Source organism: Frankia sp. AgKG'84/4 (assembly GCF_023242965.2).
In the GTDB taxonomy this organism is placed as follows: domain Bacteria; phylum Actinomycetota; class Actinomycetes; order Frankiales; family Frankiaceae; genus Frankia.
On sequence record NZ_JALKFU020001179.1, the window covers coordinates 1 to 2,684 of the forward strand.

Sequence of the window (2,684 nt, forward strand, 5' to 3'; positions counted from 1 at the left end):
GTGGCAGGGTCCGTCGGTGGGTTCCTGGACGACCAGCCTCGACCGCGACGCCTACGTCGCCGGCGCGCGGGCCATCCGGGCGCGGATCGCCGCGGGCGATGTCTACGAGGTCAACCTTTGCCGGGTGATGTCCGCGCCGCTGCCGGTCCGCGCCGGCGACCCGGCTTTCGGCGCCGACCCGGCGGCCCTCGCCGCGGTCCTGGCCACTGGTAACCCCGCGCCCTACGCCGTCGTGCTCGACGTTCCCGAGGCCGGCCTGCGCATCGCGGGCGCGTCGCCGGAGCTGTTCCTCGAGCGGGACGGCGATGTGGTGCACTCCGGCCCGATCAAGGGCACCGGACGCACCGTGGGGGATCTCGGCGAGAAGGACGTCGCCGAGAACATCATGATTGTCGACCTGGTGCGCAATGATCTTGGCCGGGTGGCTCGGGCGGGTTCGGTCACCGTGCCCGCCCTGTGCGCGGTCGAGCACCATCCCGGGCTGGTCCATCTCGTCTCGACCGTGCGGGCCCGGTTACGTCCGGCCGTCGGCTGGCCGGAACTCATCGCGGCGGCGAATCCGGCCGGGTCGGTCTCCGGAGCGCCGAAGTCGAGCGCCCTGCGGATCATCCGCGAGCTGGAGCCGGTGCCGCGCGGTCCCTACTGCGGCGGCATCGGCTGGGTCGACGCCGACCGCCATCGTGGCTGGCTGTCCGTCGGTATCCGCACCTTCTGGTTCGTGGGCGATCAACTGCGGTTCGGCACGGGTGCGGCCGTCACCTGGGGGAGCGATCCCGAGGGGGAGTGGCGGGAGACGGAGCTGAAGGCCGCCCGGCTCGTCGGCCTGGCCAGTTCCTGACGCGGACGGCCCACCGCGGCGGGGGAACCTCACCGCGGGAGCTGCCCGGGTCGGAGGCCGCCTGGGGGCTGCGCCTCTCACCGCGGGCCCGCAACGACGAACCGCCCGGCCGGAGGTCCCGGCCGGGCGATTGGATGCTCGCCTTATCTGGTGGATCGAACCGTTCTGGTTCCGGACGACGGAAACGCTGGATTCCCGCCTCCGATGAGTGCCCGCACCGGGTTGCCGGGGCCGGGCAGCGATCCCGACCCCGGTGTGATCACCGCTCGGGACCGCCCCAGATCAACAGGGCTAGCTCTGCATCAAGATCGATGATGTCACTTTCGCCGCCAAGCGGCACCGCTGAATATGTTCGACGCAGGAATGCCAGAACCTCGGATCGCGGCATCTCGAACAACGCGTGTCCCGAGGGGCTGGACAACGACAGGCAGACGATGCGTCCGCCGGACTGGGCAGCCGGCCACACCTGGACGTCCCCATCGCCGGCAGGCCGGCGCACTCCGTCGCTGAGCAACTGGCGTGCGAAGGTCCACTCCACGACCTCATCGGCGCCGGTACGGAAGCCGATGCTGATGGCGTAGGGGTCGGCCGGCTCGTAGCGGACCGTGGCGGCGACCGGCACGGGTGCGCCGCCGGGGACGACGAGACGAAGGGCGAGTTCGGCGGTGATCGAATCGTGACGAATAGTCATCGGGCGGCCTCTCATGGTGCGATGGTGCGGGCGAGCACCCGTGTAACGGGATAGTTCCCTCTCCGAGTCCCGTTGGAAACAAGATTATGCCAAGACAACATCCGTTACGGCAGTTTGGGCGGCTTGTCCTGCCCGGAAGGGTGAACCCTTCTCGCGGTGGATGCCAGAACGGTCCGTCAACGGATTGATCCCGTACGTACGAGGATCGGTGATGACTATCCGTGACGTCCGTCTGTCCCCCCGAGTAACGGTCCAACCTGCCGAGGCCGTTCCACCTTCAGTCTTCCCCGTCCGGGTGGGCCCCAACCTTGACCAGTCGCGGCGAACCCGGTCCAGTCCGACCACCGGGCGGGACGGACGACATGACCCCATCCATCCGGTCGGACCCCCTGCGTGGCACCCGATCGCGGGCGTGTATGGTGGTCCCACCCGCAAGGGCGTATAGCTCAGGGGTAGAGCGCTGCCTTCACACGGCAGAGGTCCGTGGTTCGAAACCACGTACGCCCACGCGATCTTTCTTTTCATGCTGCCCCCTCTCAGGGGCTTGCGGCAACCCATGCAATGCGTGCCGGAGAGCTGACTCTTCGCGGCCTTTGGTGTTGGCCGGGTGCGGGTCGACGCATTGCGGATTCCTTGGCTGGCAGTTGGGCTGACCGGTCTTCTGGGCTGGTTGGGGAGTCGGTGTTGCGCTGGGGAGGGATTGGGCGCTGGGTTTGGGCGCCTGGCCGGCGGGGGTTCGGAGGGGTGCGGGCGCTCTGTGCTCATGCTCGCGCCTCGGGTGGCCGGGTGTCGATGATCCGTTTTTCCTTCCCCTTTCGTGTCGGTGCGGGCGATTGCGATGTTTGGGACGGCGAGGCCCGTTTTCGCGGCTGTGAGGGCTGGCGGGCTTACGGACGGTGGGCGGCAACGGGGGCATCTGGGGCCGCTACCAGCAGCACATATGACGCTAATCCGGCACATCGGGCAAGATCCGCCGGTACGCGATTCGGTAGACGAATTGGTGGGGGACCCCACCTTGGTGCCGGTTGGCGGGGGTGCCCGGCGGCGTGCCCTCGGCCGGGTCGTTCTGACGTTCACGGGAGGCCTGCCGCGTTGCCGGTGACTCCGCGTGAGTAGCCAGCGGCCGGCGGCGGGGTGGCCAGGGCTGTCGCGCGC

The 2,684-nt window shown here is 69.1% G+C and carries 2 protein-coding genes and 1 tRNA gene; 2 read left to right on the forward strand and 1 reads right to left on the reverse strand.

Annotated elements, in window-relative coordinates:
- Window positions 1-838, forward strand: an 838-nt coding sequence (locus tag MXD58_RS28400) for a chorismate-binding protein (protein WP_250611245.1), incomplete at its 5' end; no start/stop codon positions are given.
- Between the two features lie 259 nt (window positions 839-1,097).
- On the opposite strand, the gene MXD58_RS28405 is transcribed toward MXD58_RS28400, so the two are convergent.
- Window positions 1,098-1,529 (reverse strand): SsgA family sporulation/cell division regulator, encoded by a 432-nt coding sequence (locus MXD58_RS28405; protein ID WP_009739629.1) that lies wholly within the window; start codon window positions 1,527-1,529, stop codon window positions 1,098-1,100.
- 435 nt (window positions 1,530-1,964) lie between these two features.
- Here MXD58_RS28405 and MXD58_RS28410 point away from each other — a divergent pair.
- Window positions 1,965-2,036: transfer RNA gene (locus MXD58_RS28410), tRNA-Val, on the forward strand.
- Window positions 2,037-2,684 lie beyond the last annotated feature (648 nt).

Bases quoted from the DNA above. Each gene is read 5' to 3' on its own strand.
- MXD58_RS28405 (WP_009739629.1), bottom strand. From the start codon at position 1,529: ATGACTATTCGTCACGATTCGATCACCGCCGAACTCGCCCTTCGTCTC.